Origin of the sequence: Thermotoga neapolitana DSM 4359, from assembly GCF_000018945.1 — a bacterium.
Classification (GTDB): Bacteria; Thermotogota; Thermotogae; order Thermotogales; family Thermotogaceae; genus Thermotoga; species Thermotoga neapolitana.
On sequence record NC_011978.1, the window covers coordinates 1,764,378 to 1,780,490 of the forward strand.

The 16,113-nt window shown below is 46.6% G+C and carries 16 protein-coding genes; 12 read left to right on the top strand and 4 right to left on the bottom strand.

Translation table 11 applies throughout. From position 1 onward, the window contains the following. The first annotated feature begins 25 nt into the window (after positions 1-25). The 3 genes from CTN_RS09010 to ylqF are packed head-to-tail and all read left to right on the top strand — an operon-like array spanning position 26 to position 4,019. Entirely contained in the window at positions 26-1,822 is a 1,797-nt protein-coding gene (locus CTN_RS09010) for a TIGR03960 family B12-binding radical SAM protein (protein ID WP_015920219.1), read from the top strand. Next, a complete protein-coding gene (locus CTN_RS09015) occupies positions 1,819-3,234 on the top strand; it encodes a phospho-sugar mutase (RefSeq protein ID WP_015920221.1) in 1,416 nt (471 codons plus the stop codon). Before CTN_RS09010 ends, CTN_RS09015 begins: the two co-directional genes overlap by 4 nt. Continuing rightward, positions 3,231-4,019 (top strand): ribosome biogenesis GTPase YlqF, encoded by a 789-nt coding sequence (gene ylqF / locus CTN_RS09020; protein WP_015920222.1) that lies wholly within the window; start codon positions 3,231-3,233, stop codon positions 4,017-4,019. Before CTN_RS09015 ends, ylqF begins: the two co-directional genes overlap by 4 nt. Here the strand turns inward: ylqF and CTN_RS09025 are convergent. Then, the gene (locus CTN_RS09025) at positions 3,982-5,898 is read right to left on the bottom strand and encodes a DUF1923 family maltosyltransferase (RefSeq protein WP_038068102.1); all 1,917 of its coding nucleotides are present in this window, start codon (positions 5,896-5,898) and stop codon (positions 3,982-3,984) included. The two genes, ylqF and CTN_RS09025, sit on opposite strands and share 38 nt — an antisense overlap. Before the next feature lie 122 nt (positions 5,899-6,020). On the opposite strand from CTN_RS09025, the gene CTN_RS09030 reads away from it, so the two are divergent. The 6 genes from CTN_RS09030 (at position 6,021) to CTN_RS09055 (ending at position 9,613) form a co-directional block, all read left to right on the top strand. Beyond that, on the top strand, positions 6,021-6,386 hold the full coding sequence (locus CTN_RS09030) for a GntR family transcriptional regulator (RefSeq protein ID WP_038068104.1): 366 nt from the start codon (positions 6,021-6,023) through the stop codon (positions 6,384-6,386). Then, on the top strand, positions 6,386-6,916 hold the full coding sequence (locus CTN_RS09035) for an ATP-binding cassette domain-containing protein (RefSeq protein ID WP_231556113.1): 531 nt from the start codon (positions 6,386-6,388) through the stop codon (positions 6,914-6,916). Before CTN_RS09030 ends, CTN_RS09035 begins: the two co-directional genes overlap by 1 nt. Before the next feature lie 3 nt (positions 6,917-6,919). Further along, positions 6,920-8,194, top strand: coding sequence for an RNA-guided endonuclease InsQ/TnpB family protein (locus tag CTN_RS09040; RefSeq protein WP_015920226.1), 1,275 nt, complete (start codon positions 6,920-6,922; stop codon positions 8,192-8,194). Between the two features lie 118 nt (positions 8,195-8,312). Further along, entirely contained in the window at positions 8,313-8,543 is a 231-nt protein-coding gene (locus CTN_RS09045) for a hypothetical protein (protein WP_244857346.1), read from the top strand. Positions 8,544-8,556: 13 nt separating this feature from the next. After that, complete coding sequence (locus tag CTN_RS09050) at positions 8,557-9,279, top strand: ABC transporter permease subunit (RefSeq protein ID WP_244857348.1); 723 nt, start codon at positions 8,557-8,559, stop codon at positions 9,277-9,279. Positions 9,280-9,292: 13 nt separating this feature from the next. Further along, the gene (locus tag CTN_RS09055) at positions 9,293-9,613 is read left to right on the top strand and encodes a YbjQ family protein (RefSeq protein WP_038068108.1); all 321 of its coding nucleotides are present in this window, start codon (positions 9,293-9,295) and stop codon (positions 9,611-9,613) included. Positions 9,614-9,632: 19 nt separating this feature from the next. Here CTN_RS09055 and rpsB read toward each other — a convergent pair whose 3' ends face one another. The 3 genes from rpsB to CTN_RS09070 all read right to left on the bottom strand — a co-directional run bounded on the left by rpsB (position 9,633) and on the right by CTN_RS09070 (position 13,107). Beyond that, positions 9,633-10,415: a 30S ribosomal protein S2 gene (gene rpsB / locus CTN_RS09060; RefSeq protein ID WP_038068110.1), complete on the bottom strand. Its 783-nt coding sequence runs from the start codon at positions 10,413-10,415 to the stop codon at positions 9,633-9,635. 194 nt (positions 10,416-10,609) lie between these two features. After that, positions 10,610-11,851: an MFS transporter gene (locus tag CTN_RS09065; RefSeq protein WP_015920231.1), complete on the bottom strand. Its 1,242-nt coding sequence runs from the start codon at positions 11,849-11,851 to the stop codon at positions 10,610-10,612. 59 nt (positions 11,852-11,910) lie between these two features. Next, positions 11,911-13,107: a glycosyltransferase family 4 protein gene (locus CTN_RS09070; protein ID WP_015920232.1), complete on the bottom strand. Its 1,197-nt coding sequence runs from the start codon at positions 13,105-13,107 to the stop codon at positions 11,911-11,913. Positions 13,108-13,176: 69 nt separating this feature from the next. On the opposite strand from CTN_RS09070, the gene CTN_RS09075 reads away from it, so the two are divergent. From CTN_RS09075 to flgL, 3 genes are all read left to right on the top strand, one after another. Next, positions 13,177-14,145, top strand: a complete 969-nt coding sequence (locus CTN_RS09075) for an ATP-grasp domain-containing protein (protein WP_156106812.1) — start codon at positions 13,177-13,179, stop codon at positions 14,143-14,145. After that, positions 14,142-14,780: an HAD family hydrolase gene (locus tag CTN_RS09080; RefSeq protein WP_008192840.1), complete on the top strand. Its 639-nt coding sequence runs from the start codon at positions 14,142-14,144 to the stop codon at positions 14,778-14,780. The genes CTN_RS09075 and CTN_RS09080 overlap by 4 nt, the downstream gene beginning before the upstream one ends. Before the next feature lie 131 nt (positions 14,781-14,911). Continuing rightward, positions 14,912-16,075 carry a flagellar hook-associated protein FlgL gene (gene flgL, locus CTN_RS09085; RefSeq protein ID WP_015920234.1) on the top strand — a complete coding sequence of 388 codons (1,164 nt, stop codon included), beginning with the start codon at positions 14,912-14,914 and terminating at the stop codon, positions 16,073-16,075. Positions 16,076-16,113: the final 38 nt, after the last annotated feature.

Here is a 16,113-nt window from a genome sequence, read left to right on the forward strand (position 1 = left end):
ATAAAATCGAAACTGAGGTGAAAGAATGATCCTGAAATTCCTGAACGAAACTCTACCATGGGTCAAAAAACCGAGCAGGTACATAGGTAAAGAAATAAACAGCGTTGTAAAAGATCCGAAAGAAGTTTCACTTCGGATCGCCCTGGTTTTCCCCGACACTTACGAAATAGGTACATCTAACTACGGCCTCGAAATACTCTACCACATCCTGAACAGCCAGCCCGATATCTGGGCAGAAAGAAGTTATCTTCCATGGGTTGATATGATAGAGAAGATGAAGGAAAGGGATATCCCACTCTACACGATGGAGTCCTACACACCGCTCTATCAGATGGACGCAGTTGGAATCTCTCTGGAGTACGAACTTTCCTACACCAACGTCGTCGAAGTTTTGAAACTCTCGAAGATCCCACTGTTCTTCTGGGAAAGAAAGAAGGATCCCATCGTCCTTGGGGGAGGACCCTGTTCTTCCAATCCAGAGCCCGTTTACGGGTTTTTCGATGCGATCCTCGTGGGTGACGGAGAAGAAGCCATCCTGGAGATCGCAAAAGTGTTGAAAGAAACAAAGGGGGAAAACAGGGAAACCATCTGGAGAGAACTCTCAAAGATCGAAGGAGTGTACGTTCCCGCCTTTTATGAACAGCGAGGAAAAAAGGTCGTTCCCGTATCAGGTGAGTTTCCAGCATCGATAAAAAGAAGGATCGTGAAGGATCTGAACGCCCAGCCGGTTCCTGTAAAAAAGATTCTTCCAAACACAGAATCCGTCCACGATAGGGCGGTAGTTGAAGTTGCGCGCGGGTGCACAAGGGGATGCAGGTTCTGTCATGCGAGTATTTACTACCGACCAGTGAGGGAAAGATCGCTCGAAAACATCATCGAAAACGCTGAAAAAATGCTGAAAAACACCGGATACGAAGAGATCTCGCTTCTTTCGCTCTCAACGATGGATCACACACAGATCGAAAAAGTTGTGGAAGAACTGCTGAGGAGATTTTCCGAAAGAAAGATCGCCATTTCCATTCCATCAACGAGAATGGACAGGTTCGGTGTGGAGATCGCTTCCAGGATAGCGTCGGTCAGGAAAACAGGGCTCACGTTCGCTCCGGAAGCCGCCACACAGCGCCTGAGAAACATCATAAACAAGAACATAGAAGAACAGGACATCTTCTCGACACTGGAAGCGGCAAGGAAATCGGGATGGAGGCGGGTAAAACTCTACTTCATGGTTGGTCTTCCCGGTGAAACGGAAGAAGACCTGAAGGAACTGGTCGACCTTCTGGGAAGGGTCAAAGCCATCGGATTCAGGGAGGTTTCAGCGTCCGTGGCCGTTTTCGTTCCAAAACCGCACACACCGTTTCAGTTTGCCCGACAGATCACTCCAGAGGAAGCAAACGAAAAATTCAAAATCCTCACCAGAGCAAAAAGAGTTGCAAAGGTCTCGTACCACAATCCAGAGATGAGCCTTCTGGAGGGGATCTTCTCGAGGGGTGATAGAAAACTTCTGGATCTCATAGTGAAGGCAAAGGAACTTGGAGCGCTTTTTGACGAGTGGAGCGAGATGTTTGACTTCAACGTATGGAAAAAGGCCTTCGACCTGACAGGAATAGATCCAGAGGAGCACCTGAGAGAAAGAAAAACGGAAGAGGAATTTCCTTGGGATCACATAGACATGGGTGTCACGAAGGAGTTTTTGGTGAGAGAATACCAGAGGGCACTCGAGGGGAAAACCACAGAGGATTGCAGATGGAAGGGTTGCTATCTCTGTGGTGTCTGTCCCAGATTCAAGGTGCAGAATATTCTCTCCGGAGGTGAAAAGGGATGATCCTGTTTGGAACGGGTGGAATTCGAGGTGTGATGAGAAAGGGAGAGTTCGATGAGGACACGGTGAAGAGGGCTTCACTGAGCGTCGCCTTCTGGATGAAACAGAGAAAACTGAAAAGCGTTGTGATCGCCTACGACACGAGAAAAAACTCCAGAGAGTTCGCAGAGCTTGCCGGAAGGGTCTTCGCAGGTGAAGGAATAGAAGCCTACGTGTTTCCAGAACCAACGCCAACACCGGTTCTCTCTTTCGCAGTGAGGCACATGAAGGCCGGTGCCGGTGTTGTCATAACAGCGAGTCACAATCCTCCAGAATACAACGGATACAAGGTTTACACCTGGGATGGCGTTCAGGCAATACCAGAGTACACGGACGAGATCACCGAAATATACAAAAAGGTCGATATCTCCGGAGTGAGGGAGGGAGGTTTCAAACACGTACCTTCCGAGGTGAAGGAGAGTTACATAGAGAAAGTGGTTGAGATAGTCTCGAACCTTCCAAGAAGAACGGACCTTGACGTTGCCTACTCTCCACTCCATGGAACGGGAGCAAACTATGTTCCGGAGGTTTTGAGAAGACTCGGTTTCAAAGTGAGACCTGTGGAAGAACAGATGAAACCCGATCCAAACTTCTCCACAGTCCCAACTCCAAATCCCGAAGAAGATGAAGCGCTCGTTTTGCTGAACAAAAAGGAAGCGACCCTTGGACTTGCAACCGACCCGGACTGCGACAGGGTGGGAGTGGTGTACAGAGGAAGAAGGCTCACAGGAAACCAGGTTGGAGTGCTCCTTACGGACTTTCTCCTCGAACACGTGAAGGTAGAAAACCCTCTCGTGATAAAAACGATCGTCACCACGGACATGGTGAGGCCCATCTGTGAGGAAAGGGGTGCCTATCTCGAAGAAACACCAACAGGTTTCAAATTCATCGGTCATTTGATAGAAGAACACACAAAGAAAGGTGACAGAAACTTCGTCTTTGGTTTCGAGGAAAGCTGTGGATACCTCGCAGGAGACCACGCAAGGGACAAAGATGGTGTTGTGGGAAGTGTCCTCTCTGCGATAGCCTTCAGCAACTACGACCCGTACGAAAAACTCGAAGAACTCTACAGAAAGTACGGTTACTACATGGAAAAACTCATCAACTTCAAGTTCGAAGACGTCAGCAAAGCGATAGAAATATACAACTCCCTGAAAGAGTACGATGGAATAATCGATTACTCCAGAGGTTACAAAGGAATAATTCCAAACGAAACCATAGCCTTCGTGTTCGAAAAATCCAGAATCTTCGTCAGACCATCTGGAACAGAACCGAAGCTCAAGGTGTACATCCACGTGAGAGGGGACACAAGGGAAGAGTCAGAGAATCTGATGAAGGAAAGTGAAAGAAAGATCAGGGAGATCCTGAAACTGTGAACTGGTATCCTGGTCACATAGAAAAGACAAAGCGTCAGATCAGAGATCTTCTGAAACTGGTCAACACGGTTCTGGAGGTCCGGGACGCCCGGGCCCCTTTTGCCACATCGGCGTACGGAATGGATTTTTCATCGAAAAACACGATCATCGTTCTGAACAAAGTGGACATAGCGGACGAAAAGACAACGAAGGAGTGGGTGGAATACTTCAGAGAACAGGGAAAAAGGGTGATCACCACCTTCAAAGATGAACCGAGGAAGACGTTTTTGAAGAAACTGTCCTTCGACAGACTTGCCCGTGTGCTGGTTGTGGGTGTTCCAAATACGGGCAAATCAACGATCATAAACAAACTGAAAGGAAAAAGAGCAAGTTCGGTAGGGGCTCAACCCGGTATAACAAGGGGCATACAGTGGTTTTCTCTGGAAAACGGCGTAAAGATCCTCGACACGCCGGGCATCCTCTACAAAAACATCTTCAGCAAAGACCTCGCCGCAAAGCTTCTTCTGGTTGGTAGCCTTCCCGTGGAGAAAATTGACGATCACGAGGTTTTCGAGAAAGCGTTCGAGATCTTCAAACGCCATCAGGAAATCGAAGAAGATTTCACCACGTTCTTCGAAAACTTTGCAAAAAGAAGGGGACTCCTCAAAAAAGGCGGAGTCCCGGATCTGGATCGTGCCATCAGAGTGTTTTTCACAGAACTGTCTCAGGGAAAACTGGGACGTGTTTCTTTCGAGCGCCCCGACGAGATCAATCCTGAAGAACAAGGGCAAACTCGAACGGTTTGAGAATCACCCTTTCTTTCTCTTCCCACTCTCTTCCGTCCCAGACCCTGCCACCGGAAAGTTCTTTCGTCTCTTTTCCAACGTTTGCAGCAATGACAAGTTTTTTCCCGTCTTTTTCGTAAGAGTACAGAACCAGATCCTCATTCGAGAGGTTTTTGAAGGTTCCTTCGAGGATGAAACCGAGGAACTCCTCTCTTATCTTCAACAACCTTCGTATGAAGGAAAGAACTCCCCTGTCAGGCCTGTCCCAGTGGAGAGCGTAGTGGTCGAAGAAAGCGAGTTTGCCAAAAAATTCATCCGTTGGTGGTAACACTTTTCTCAGATTCGGATCCGTGTCCAGACCCAAGTTCATTGGTTGTTTCTCGCCTATCTCCTGTCCCGTGTTCACGTACGGGATCGCATTCGGCAGAAAGTAGGTCACAAAAGGTGCCAGTTTTTTCATTCTGGAAGCGTGCTTTCTTGTGGCTATACGGGGTGTGTCCGGTGTTTCAACGGATGCCAGAAATGGAAGAACGAGTTTTTCTGCAATTTCTGGTAGTTTTCCTATTTCTTCTGTTCTTCCCGCGAAATACCAGCTGCTCCCAAGTATCACGTCGTAGCCTGCCTCTTTTGCCGCCCTGTCCCTGTTCATGTCGAGTTCTTCGGCTATAATCACAAAGGCCGGATCGTACTCTTTCACGTTCCTTATTATGAGATCGAGGAGTTCCTTTGGAAGGGCGTGCCCCATGTCGAGCCTTGCCCCATCGATTCCGTACTTCTTCTGATAGTGTGGTATCACGTTTGCAAGGTATTCCCAGAGTTCCCTGTTGGGCACTCTTCCCGGGAACTTGCTCGCCTTTATCACGTCGTAGAGAACGTAGGGAGGTTGATCTGGTTCGAGGAACCTTTTCGATGCCTCCGGATGGTCAAGGTACAGTCTCAAGAACGTGACATCGTCCCAAGTAGGCTGAGGATCGTTTATCAGATCGGAAAAACCAGGAGGTGTGATGACTCCAAATTCTTTCACGATAAGCTCCAGGATATTGCCCTCTTCTTTCTTTATCCTTTCCCACTTTTCTGAATCGATCCGATCCGGGGAGAGAGTGAACTTCTTGAGGTGTCTTTTCACGCTTTCTTTTCCGTAAATGATCTCCAGTTCATCCTCATCGGGCACTTTGAAGGGAATCTCCTCTGCCCTCGGTGGAGTGTAGTCTGCAAGTTCTTCAACCTTTATCCAGTAGAACCAGTCCGGGTGTTCTTTTATGAGATCCGAGTCCCTCGAGGCCGTTCTCGGTATGAAATCGAGTATCACCCTGATCCCGAGGATGTGACACGCTTCAACGAAGGCTTTGAACTCTTCTTCCACGTTGAAGGACTCAAGAAGTGGATCGTGGTATCTTTCATCGAGCATCATGGGATTCTTCACAGAGTACGGAGACGGTGCCCCACCCTTTTTGAAAAGATCGCTCATCTTGCTCACAGGAAGAAGGTAGATGGCATCCACCCCGAGCGATTTGATGAACGGAAGAAGAAGGATCATCTTGAAGAACGTTCCCGCCTCACGAAAGCCGAGGGCATCGTCCTCCTCGAAGTAGCCAGAACCCTTGTGATTGTACGAAGTTGTTGTTCTCGGAAGAGAACCGTAGACGACAGAGCGTTTTATCCAGTCAGGAGAACTTTCACCCTTCAGGAACGAAAGAGGCTGTGAATAATCGAGATCCCTTGAGTGCTTTAAGACCCAGTCCGTAACGGCCGCAGCGAATTCGTACGGATCGACGAAGTACTTTCCAGACTTCTCCTCGAAGTTCTTGAAAAACCTTGGTATCCAGAGCTTTGGAACTGCGTACAACTTTTTTCCGGTGATTTTCTCTCTGCAGAAACGGTTTATCTCTTTGAGGATCAACGCCATCCCTCCTGATTTAATTGATGTCATCATCTATTTTAACAAAACGAAACAAAGAACGCAAGATGAAAATTGACAGGAATCATTGTGTAATAGTACAATATTACAGTGAGGTGATAGCGTTGTGGTTCAGGATCGATTTCCACTCTTCAAAACCGATCTACGAGCAGATAAAAGAGAAGATCAAACTGCTCATTCTGTCCGGAAAGTTGAAGGAAGGTGATTTCGTGCCCTCCATACGATCGCTCGCAGAGGACCTTGGGGTGAACCTGAACACCGTTGCCCGTGCGTACAGAGAACTCGTCCAGGAAGGCGTTCTGGAGGTGAAAAGAGGAGAAGGCTACATCGTATCGAGGGTGAACAGAGGAAAGTTCCAAGCGCAACTTGAGGAGAAACTCAAAAAGATGCTGGAAGACTGCAAAAAAGCGAAAATTCCTTTAGAGAGGGTGTTGAAACTGGCAGAAGAGGTTTACAGGGGTGATGAGTGATGTTGAAGGTGGAGAACCTGAAAAAGTTCTATGGAGAAAAACCGGCGGTGGACGGTATCAGTTTCGAGGTAGAAAAAGGAGAAGTTTTCGCCATTCTTGGTCCCAACGGTGCAGGAAAGACCACCACTTTGAAATGCATAGTCGGCCTCAGGAAGATATCCTCTGGAAAGATCGAACTGGAAGGTACGTTCACATATCTTCCAGAAGAAAAGAAACTCTACCCTTATCTTAAAGTTAGAGAGATCGTATCTCTCTTCAAAAGAATCGGAAAGAACTTCCATGAGGAAAGATCCCTCAAGATGCTCGAAAGATACGGTATAGACCCCAACGAAAAGATCGTAAACCTTTCACACGGTATGAGAACGATCCTTTACCTTTCGCTTGTCCTTGCAGAGGACGTGGACCTCTACATACTCGATGAACCTACATGGGGACTCGATCCCATCGTGAGAAGTGAGATCCTCGAGCACATAAGATCCCTCACTTACAGAAAACTTGCCAGAAAGCACATCCCATTTATGGGATCGTGATGAATGGCAAGAAGTGTTAATATAGCACCAGAGGTGCAGAACATGGCAAAACATATGAAAACATACAAATTCCCTGCACCACCTGAGTACCACACAAAATGCAAAGAACTATCAAAACTTGCTGGACGAGTATACAGCAAGACAGTTTCTCTTGTCAGAAAAATCCACAAGAAAAAAGGCTTCTGGCTTTCTATGAACACGGTACAAAAGTACATCCTTCGATGGGCACAAAACATTCCCCTTCACTCTCAGACCAAACAAGCCCTGGTGCAAAGATACTTTGAAGCCCTCAAATCCTACTTCAAGGCAAGTAAAACAAACCAAGGCCTCAAACCACCCTTTAGAACACCAAAGTACACAAACGTTGTCTGGAAAAACCAGGCAGTAAAACTTCTTGAAGATGGAACCCTAAGACTTGCGATGGGAAATGGAAACGATCCTCTCTACATACCAACAACCCTCCCAAAGGAAGTGGACATAAGACGTGTCGAACTTGTCTACGACAAAAGACAAGACAAATACTTCTTCCATGTGACAGTTTCATTCGAAAGCCAGACGAACATTTCTGGTAGTAAAGTAGTCGGCGTCGACCTTGGCGTTGTGCACCCAATCGTTGCCTCAACAGAGGACAAGGCAGTTATCTACAACGGCGGAGTGCTCAACTCAAAGCTTCGCTACCGAAACAAAAAGCTCGCTGAGCTCCAAAAGAAGCTGGCAAAGAAGAAACCTGGCTCAAGACGCTACAGGAAACTTGTTCGGGCAAAAAGAAGGCTTCTTGCAAAGCTCTATAACCAGATCAAAGACATTCTCCACAAGTACACAACACACTTTGTCGGGTGGTGCCTGACAGAAGGAGTAGGCACCATCGCAATCGGAGACCTTCGAGGTATACGAGACAGGGTCGACTACAACTCTACTGCCAACCAGAAGATCCATCAGTGGCTGTTCAGAAAAATTTCTGATCTCATCAAGACCAAAGCAGAAGCACTCGGTATTGAAGTGGTCTTCGTTGACGAGTCCTACACATCACAGACGTGTCCTGTCTGTGGTGCAAAACACAAAACATCGACGAGGAACTTCAGGTGCTTGGGTTGTGGTTTTGAATGGCACAGGGATGCGGTAGGGGCATTGAACATCAGGAAAAAGTATACAGGCGAGAGCCTGGTAGTAGGGGCTTTGGCGTCCCCCGTGGGTGTGAGGTACAACTCACACCTTCGTTGCCCGGTGATCATGTGGTCACCGTGGAAGCCCACCTTCGAGTGGGCAAAAACCTCCTGACCCTAAAGGGAATCCTATCCCCTTTAGGGGATTGGGAGGACGTCAAGACGGAAAATCCGTACTTTACACCAGCCATGTGCTCGCGGAGGTGGAAAAGATAGCAGATAGGGTCGTCATCATGAAAGAAGGAAAGGTGGTTCTTTCAGGGAATCTGGACGATATAAAGTCTTCCTATAAACTCGTCGTTTCAAAGGATGAACTGCGTGGCTATCTTCTGAAAACACTCAGAAGTGGAGAAAGGATCTATCTGATGAAAAAAGAAGAGATACCAGAGAACGTTCAGGTGGAAGATGCTTCGTTCGAGGACATCTTTGAGGCGATCGTCAGGGGTGAGAGAGATGTTCAATAAAGAGTTCAGGGATATGAGGGTGCGCTTTCTTGTGATGTTCTTCATCCTTCTTGGAACGTTCGTTCTACTTGTGGTGGTGAAGGACTACACGCAAAATCTCTCTGAGATCATCAGAAGTGCACCGAAGAACATTCTGGAAAAGTTCGGTGTCACAGATGAGTTCATGAAGAAACTCTCCAGATGGGACTTTTACATCATCACACAGTGGTACGGAAAAAATCTTGGTCAGTTCGTTCCAATACTCGCAATCATAATGGCTTTTCCGGTTTTTGCAAGAGAGATAGAGAACGAAACGATGGAACTTTTACTTGTGAGAGTCAAAAGAAGAAGGCTCTTCATGGTGAAGTTTTTCATTCCCCTTGTTTTCACCCTTCTGGCCCTTGTGGTGCTCGCCGTTCTTCCACTGCCCGTCAGCTGGATCATCGGTGAGTCACTGGATGCGAGTTCTGTGTTTCGCTATCTTCTGGTGGAAACGATAGGGATCTTTCTGTGGTTTTCCATCACCATCTTCTTTTCCTTGCTGTTTTCCGATCAGGTCAAGCCCCTCATCGTTTCGATCGCTCTTCTTGCAGGAACAACGGCACTTGGAAGTTTTATCAAACTCCTTTCCATTTTGAACACCTACCTTTACATACTGAAGGGAGATCTTGTCTTGTGGCCGTCTCTGGCTTACACCCTGGCTGGTGTGGTGTTTACTTATCTTTCCTATAAAGTTCTTGAAACAAAAGACTTCTGAGGAGGTGTGGAGTGTGATCGTCACCACCGTTGAGCAGATACCGGGATACAGGGTGAAAGAGATCCTTGGGGTGGTTTCAGGAAATGTGGTGATGTCGAAACATCTGGGAAGGGACATAGCCGCCGCATTGAAAACCCTTGCTGGAGGGGAAATCAAAGGCTATACGGAGATGCTTACGGAGGCAAGAAACATCGCTTTCGAAAGGATGGTGAAAGAGGCAGAAAAACTCGGTGCAGACGCAGTGATAGGATTCAGGTACTCTTCTTCCATGATCATGAGCGGTGCGGCAGAGATCCTCGCGTACGGAACAGCGGTGAAACTGGAAAAAATTTGAAGGGGCGAGATCGCCCCTTTCACACCTCTTCCTCTTCTTCAAGTTCTTCCAGGTCGACCTCTTCAATCGTCCCCTCAACGGTTTCTTCTACCTTCGATTCTTCCTCCGTCGTAAGAGGAGCTCCCTCTCTTCCTTCAAGGTACGCATCCGCTATAACGGAAGTGATGAGTTTTATAGATCTGATCGCATCGTCGTTTCCGGGTATCACGTAATCGATCGGATCAGGATCGCAGTTCGTATCAACTATGGCCACGATGGGAATACCCAGTTTGTTCGCCTCGGCAACGGCTATCTTTTCTTTTCTCGGATCCACTATGTAGACGATGTCAGGGAGTTTCCTCATCTCCTTGAGCCCACCAAGGTTCTTTCTGAGTTTTTCCAGCACTCTTCTTATTCTGCTCTGCTCTTTCTTTGGTAGTTCATCGAGTTTTCCGCTCTGTTCCATTTCCTCGAGTTCGATGAGTTTGTCTATTCTTGATCTGATCGTCTTGAAATTCGTGAGGAGTCCACCGAGCCATCTGTTGTTCACGTAGAAAGCACCACATCTTTCCGCTTCAGCCTTTATAACACCCTGGGCCTGTTTCTTCGTTCCTACAAAGAGGATCGTCGCACCTTCACTGGCCTTTTCCCTCACAAAATAGTAGGCTTCTTCTAGAAGTTGCTGGGTCTTTTGAAGGTCGATGATGTAGATGCCCTTTCTTTCCGTGTAGATGTAGGGGGCCATCTTCGGGTTCCATCTTCTCGTTCTGTGTCCAAAGTGCACTCCCGCTTCCAGAAGCTGTTTCATGGTGACAACCGCCACAGACAACACCTCCATCCTTTTGGTTTTAAACCTCCGCTCCCTTCACACCCACGCCGGCCTTTTTACAGGCACCGAGGGTGGGATCCAGGAGCGTGTGTGATAGGCACCTTGAGAATTTTATCATTGGAGTGGGGAAATTTCAATCTTCCAGACGATTTCCTCTGAATCTCATGCCCGATCGTAATCTTCGCAAACTAATCCCTCTTCACCCTCGGGTCCACGATGAATTTCACAACGTAGAAACAGGCAAGCGTTCCGATCAGTCCTGTGGCGACCATGAGAAACCCGTATCCAAAGGCATCCGCTATCTTCCCACCGATGAGTGGTGCTATGAAGGAAAACGGTGCGATGGAAAAGTACAGAGATCCCATGTACAGTTCCTTTCTTTTTCCAGAAACAAAATCCAGTGTGATCGCCATGTTACCCACGTTGTTGGTCGTGTTGACAAGTCCCATCAGAGCGAAGACGAAATAAGCATGAAACGGATCCGTTGAGAAGAAGGCGATCAAAACGGCAAGGGAGTAGAAGATCTTGCTGAAAAGAAGATTCAACTTGTGTCCTTTCTTATCGCCCAGCGGTCCGAACACAAACGATGAAACACCCTGAGATGTAAGAACTATCGCTGTGAACGCCGCAGCGGCATCGTCTGGAAGAGAGAACTTTTCCAGAAGATAGACCGTGATGAAACCACTGGAGGCGAACATGAAACTGGTGATGATTCTCTCTATCAAAAAGTTTCTGAAGTTTCCGTCCAGAAACACGTGTTTCATGTTTTTTATGTAGTTCCATATGGGTTCATCATCCGGAGTGACCTGATCGGGCACCTCCCTGGTGAGTGCAAGAAAGACAAAAGACACCATGAAAAAGACAAACGCGGTGAGAAAAACATAACCGAAGTTCTCAGGAAACGGGTATTCTGAAAGAAGTCTTTTTGCGATGATCGATCCTCCCACACCGAGGATCGCTCCCAGGCCGTTTCCCATGGCAAAGAAAGTGCCTCTTCTTTTCGGGTCGATCACCTTCTCTATCATGCTCATCCACGGTGGCCCCAGAAACCCCATGGAGAACGTGGCGATTCCCATCATCAGAATGGAAAGGTACAGAGCCAGTTTGGGAGAAGGCACGGCAAGATAGAAACTGATCAGGACCATGAAGAGATAAGGAAGCCTCTCTCCGAGTGTCACTTCCAGGACCAGTTTCAGTTTCCTGGGGGACCTTTCGGCGTATTTTGCGCCCCATATTGCCGGAATACCCCAGCCGAGGTTCGCAATGGCCGGGATGAGACCGAGTTCCACGTTCGACGCCCCAAGATTTTTCGCAAAAACGGGAAAGAGCGTGAAAATGGAACCGAGTGTCATTCCAAGGCTGAAAAAGGCATAATCCATGGAGTTGACGAAAAAGTTCCAGCGGTAGTCTTTCTCGGTCAGCTGTCTCATAGTTCACTCTCCTGATCTAAAAATATGCAGCATAAGATATTCTATCCTAACCTTTTGTTTCAGGAGAAGATGAACTCTTTTAACTTTTCGTAAAGACGGCTCCAGTCTCTTTCACGCTCAACGTACTCTCGGTTTTTCAGCCCAAGATGTGAATAATCTTTTTTGAGAAGATCCTCCAGAACTTCTTCGAGGTTTCTTTCGTTGAAGAAAATCGCACCGTTTGTTTCTTTGAACAAAATTCCCTCAACGTCGATGCACAGAACGGGTTTTCCAGACGCCATGTAGTCAAGCACCTTGTAGGAACTCACCGCGGGATGGGCCATCTTGGTGGGAGAAAGGGTGAAGAGAAGAAAATCCACTTTCTGAAAGAGAGATGGAACACACTTTTTGGGAACAGGATCGAAGAAAAAGACGTTCCTGAGATTTCTGAAGGTCTTCTTCAACTCCTCAAGATAGTCTGGCTGGGAAGGCCCCACAAAGATGAAGACAAATTTCTCTCTTGTATCTTCTTTCACACCTGAGAGCATCTCAAGGAACTCTTTCACTCCGTTGTGCGGAACGATCGATCCTGCATAGAGAACCTTCATTTTGTTCTGCGGCACTCTGGAGAGAATTTCTTCTACCCTGGGACAGTGTTCATAATTTTCGAATCGGCTCAGATCCACGCCGTTTGGCACAAAGACGAACCTTTCAGGATGAACCCTCAGTCTCTCAAAGTGCCTTGAAAGATCCGGAACAAGAGAGATAATCCCATCGGCCTTCGGATAGTATTTTTTGCACATGAAGTCAAAGAGTTTTGAGACAGGGTGAGAGTACGAGATTGAGCCGAGTTCCACAAGGTCGTCTGGCCAGACGTCTCTGATCTCAAGAAAGAGTTTTCCTTTCTTTTTTTTCACGTAGTACCAGCCAAGACTCCAGGAGAAGGGATGTGGTGAAGAGGCGATGATCACGTCGTATTCTCTTTGAACGACCAATTTTTTCCCGTTTTTGTAGTAATCATAAGAGGAGAGAAGCCTGGAGAGTGAGTTTCCAGAGTACTCTCTTGTTTTCACAACTATGAAGTTCACTCCCTCTTTTGAAAAACGCCATCCGAACGTTTCACTCCACCTTTTTCCTGAAAGGTGCGAAAAGTCCCCAACGTAGACGTCCACGCTGTGGCCGTCCTTCACAAACCTTTTTGCGAGTTCAAAATGCCTCGTCTCCGAACTTCCCATCTCCGGAATGCTGGCATAGTGGTTGAGTATGGCGATGTTCAAGGTTATTCCTCCTTCTTTTACAGTCCTCCCTCGTTATTATAGAATGAGATTGAAAAGAAGGAGGTGGAGATGGTGAAAATTCTAATAGGTTCATGCGGTGGTCTTACAGGTCTTTATTTAGCGAAAGTTCTGCGAAAAATGGATATTGGAGAGAGGTTCGAGATATATGGTTTCGATATAACAACGAAGGTTCCTACAAAATTCTTTCTGGATAAATTGTTTGTAATAAGCAGATCCAGTGAAGAGAAGGAGTTTATCGATCAACTCATTGAAATCCTGAACAAAGAAAGGATAGATATCTATATCCCGGTGCACTCTGAAGAATGCAGAGTTGTTTCAAAATACCAGACTGAAATACTCAAACGAAGTCGTTCGAAATTCATGATATCACCTTATGAAACATTCAAAATGCTGGATAATAAAGCAAATGCTTATAAAATTCTGAAGGGGATAGGACTTAAAACGCCAAAAATATACACCTCTTACCACGACGTAGATGAATTTCCCGTGGTTGTCAAACCAGCAGTGGGAAGCGGCAGCAGAGGATTTTTCATTTGTAGAAACAGGGAGGAATTAGAACTTGCAACAACGATTTATAGAGACGCTCTAATAATGGAATATATCGATGGAAAAGAATACACAGTCGATGCTTTCTTCAACAAAAAAGGTGAGCTGGTCACATACAATCAGAGAATCAGAATCAAAACGTTGGGAGGCGCTGCTGTTATCTCAGAAAACGACTTTTCGATTGATGTTCGTGATCAAATTGAAAAAATTGCGGCGAAGTGTAAAATATTTGGGCCTGCAAATTTTCAGTTTTTTCTGACTCCAGAAAATGAAGTAATATTTACAGATATAAATCTGAGATTCGCTTCCGGAGGGCTTCCTTTGAGCGTAGAATCAGGTTCCAACATTGTAAAATTGTTAATACTGGAACTTCTGGGAAAACCTTACAATCCATCTGAGTTTCAGAGTGATAGGAAAAAGCGAATTATGTACAGATATTTTGAGGAGATGTTCGAGGTGACCGAGGGGTGATAATTTTTGACCTCGATGGAACGTTGTTAGATGTTTGGGAAAGATATTTCTTTGTGTTCAATTCATGGTGGAAAATTGAAAACCTCGATCTTGAAACGTTCAAAACACTGAAGAGAAGGTTCGAACAGGATTCGATGATAGTCAACCTTTTCCGCAATGTCTCCGAACAGGAATACGAGTCATACAGAGAATACAAAAGAGAAAAACTGGAAGATCCATCTGTTTTAGAACTTGATAGAGACATTGTTGATTGGAGTTTATTAGACAGGTTGAAGGAAAAATACATCATACTGACATTGAGGCGAAATCACAAAGCCCTCCTTGAAGATCTGAAAAAGAGAAACGAAAGTATAGTAGACAATGTTGTGGCTTTGAAACCAAACGGAGATCTGTTGATTAAGTACAACTGGGTAAAAAACAATGTACCATCAGACGAAGAGATTACAGTTGTTGGAGATTCAGAAACAGATCTTCTCATAGGGAAACAGAAACAAGTACATGTTTTTCTTGTAAAAACCGGCCTGAGGGATCCAGATATGCTGATAAAAAAATTCTCTGAGCAATTATTCGGGAAAGTGTTCATCGTGAATTCTGTAAACGATTTCTTGTACCTGTACCTTCAAAATCCATATTGAAATCTTCAGAAGAACATTTCGTTACAAACATTTAACATTAAAATCCCCTGAAGGACTTCCGATTAAAAATAATGGAAAACCCGGCGCCGGGTACAGGGAAGTAAAGACTTTCACACGGAGGTGAGTGGTTCATGAGGATCAATCACAACATCAGTGCGTTGAACGCCTGGAGGAACATCAGTCAGACACAGTACAGCATGAGCAAAACCCTTGAAAGACTCTCCTCTGGTTTGAGGATCAACAGAGCCGGTGACGATGCAGCGGGTCTTGCCATCAGCGAAAAGATGAGAGGCCAGATCAAGGGTCTGAACATGGCAATCAAAAACGCCCAGGATGCCATCTCCCTGATCCAGACAGCAGAAGGAGCGCTCACAGAAGTACACTCAATCCTTCAGAGAATGAGAGAACTCGCAGTCCAGGCAGCATCCGACACCAACACCGACGTTGATAGAGAACAGATCCAGAAAGAAATCGATCAGCTCAGAGAAGAGATCGACAGGATAGCAAGAACAACCGAGTTCAACACAAAGAAACTCCTCGATGGAAAACTGGAAAGTTTCAGAAGCCAGGTCGACGCAAAGGTCGTGACGGGTGGAAACATAAACGTTCAGCTGGGAACTGTGTCCTCGGCTGCTGTTGAAGGAACATACGTTATCGAAGTTGGACAATTCTCTGGAACGGTCACATCCGAGCTTGATGTCAAGATCACCCTGTTCAGCGTTGGAGGTTCTACCTCTAAGATCGCTACCATAACAGCAGGTACAGCTGCACTTGGAAATATCACCTTTACATGGGATACAAACGTTCTCAGCATAAGTGATTTTGGAGGAGCCCTGCCATCCAACGAAGTGGTCGACAGTGCCGTTGTGAGGGTGGAAGCTGTTTACACAGCGGCATCTCAGCTCATCTTCCAGATCGGAGCCAACGAAGGTCACAACATGGTTGCCGGTATCGATGACATGAGTGCAGCAGCACTTGGATTGACAACAGCTTCTCTCAAGGTCACCGATCAGGACAGTGCAGAAAGGACAATCATGGTCATAGACGCAGCGATTCACAGGGTGAGCACGGCAAGGGCAGCACTCGGTGCTATCCAGAACAGGCTCGAACACACCATCTCCAACCTCGGTGTTGCCGCAGAAAACCTCACAGCCGCAGAATCCAGAATCAGAGATGCAGACATGGCAAAAGAGATGATGGAGTTCACCAAGCAGCAGATCCTGCTCCAGTCCAGTATGGCGATGCTTGCCCAGGCCAACACACTCCCGCAGAACGTCCTCCAGTTGATGAGATAAAGTCTGGAACTCTGACAAAAAGGGGGGCGCACGCCCCC

Excerpts from the sequence above, each read along its gene's own strand:
- CTN_RS09010 (WP_015920219.1), top strand. The coding sequence starts at position 26 with ATGATCCTGAAATTCCTGAACGAAACTCTACCATGGGTCAAAAAACCG.
- CTN_RS09015 (WP_015920221.1), top strand. The coding sequence starts at position 1,819 with ATGATCCTGTTTGGAACGGGTGGAATTCGAGGTGTGATGAGAAAGGGA.
- CTN_RS09035 (WP_231556113.1), top strand. The coding sequence starts at position 6,386 with ATGTTGAAGGTGGAGAACCTGAAAAAGTTCTATGGAGAAAAACCGGCG.
- CTN_RS09040 (WP_015920226.1), top strand. The coding sequence starts at position 6,920 with ATGGCAAGAAGTGTTAATATAGCACCAGAGGTGCAGAACATGGCAAAA.
- CTN_RS09045 (WP_244857346.1), top strand. The coding sequence starts at position 8,313 with ATGAAAGAAGGAAAGGTGGTTCTTTCAGGGAATCTGGACGATATAAAG.
- CTN_RS09050 (WP_244857348.1), top strand. The coding sequence starts at position 8,557 with ATGAGGGTGCGCTTTCTTGTGATGTTCTTCATCCTTCTTGGAACGTTC.
- CTN_RS09065 (WP_015920231.1), bottom strand. The coding sequence starts at position 11,851 with ATGAGACAGCTGACCGAGAAAGACTACCGCTGGAACTTTTTCGTCAAC.
- CTN_RS09075 (WP_156106812.1), top strand. The coding sequence starts at position 13,177 with ATGGTGAAAATTCTAATAGGTTCATGCGGTGGTCTTACAGGTCTTTAT.
- flgL (WP_015920234.1), top strand. The coding sequence starts at position 14,912 with ATGAGGATCAATCACAACATCAGTGCGTTGAACGCCTGGAGGAACATC.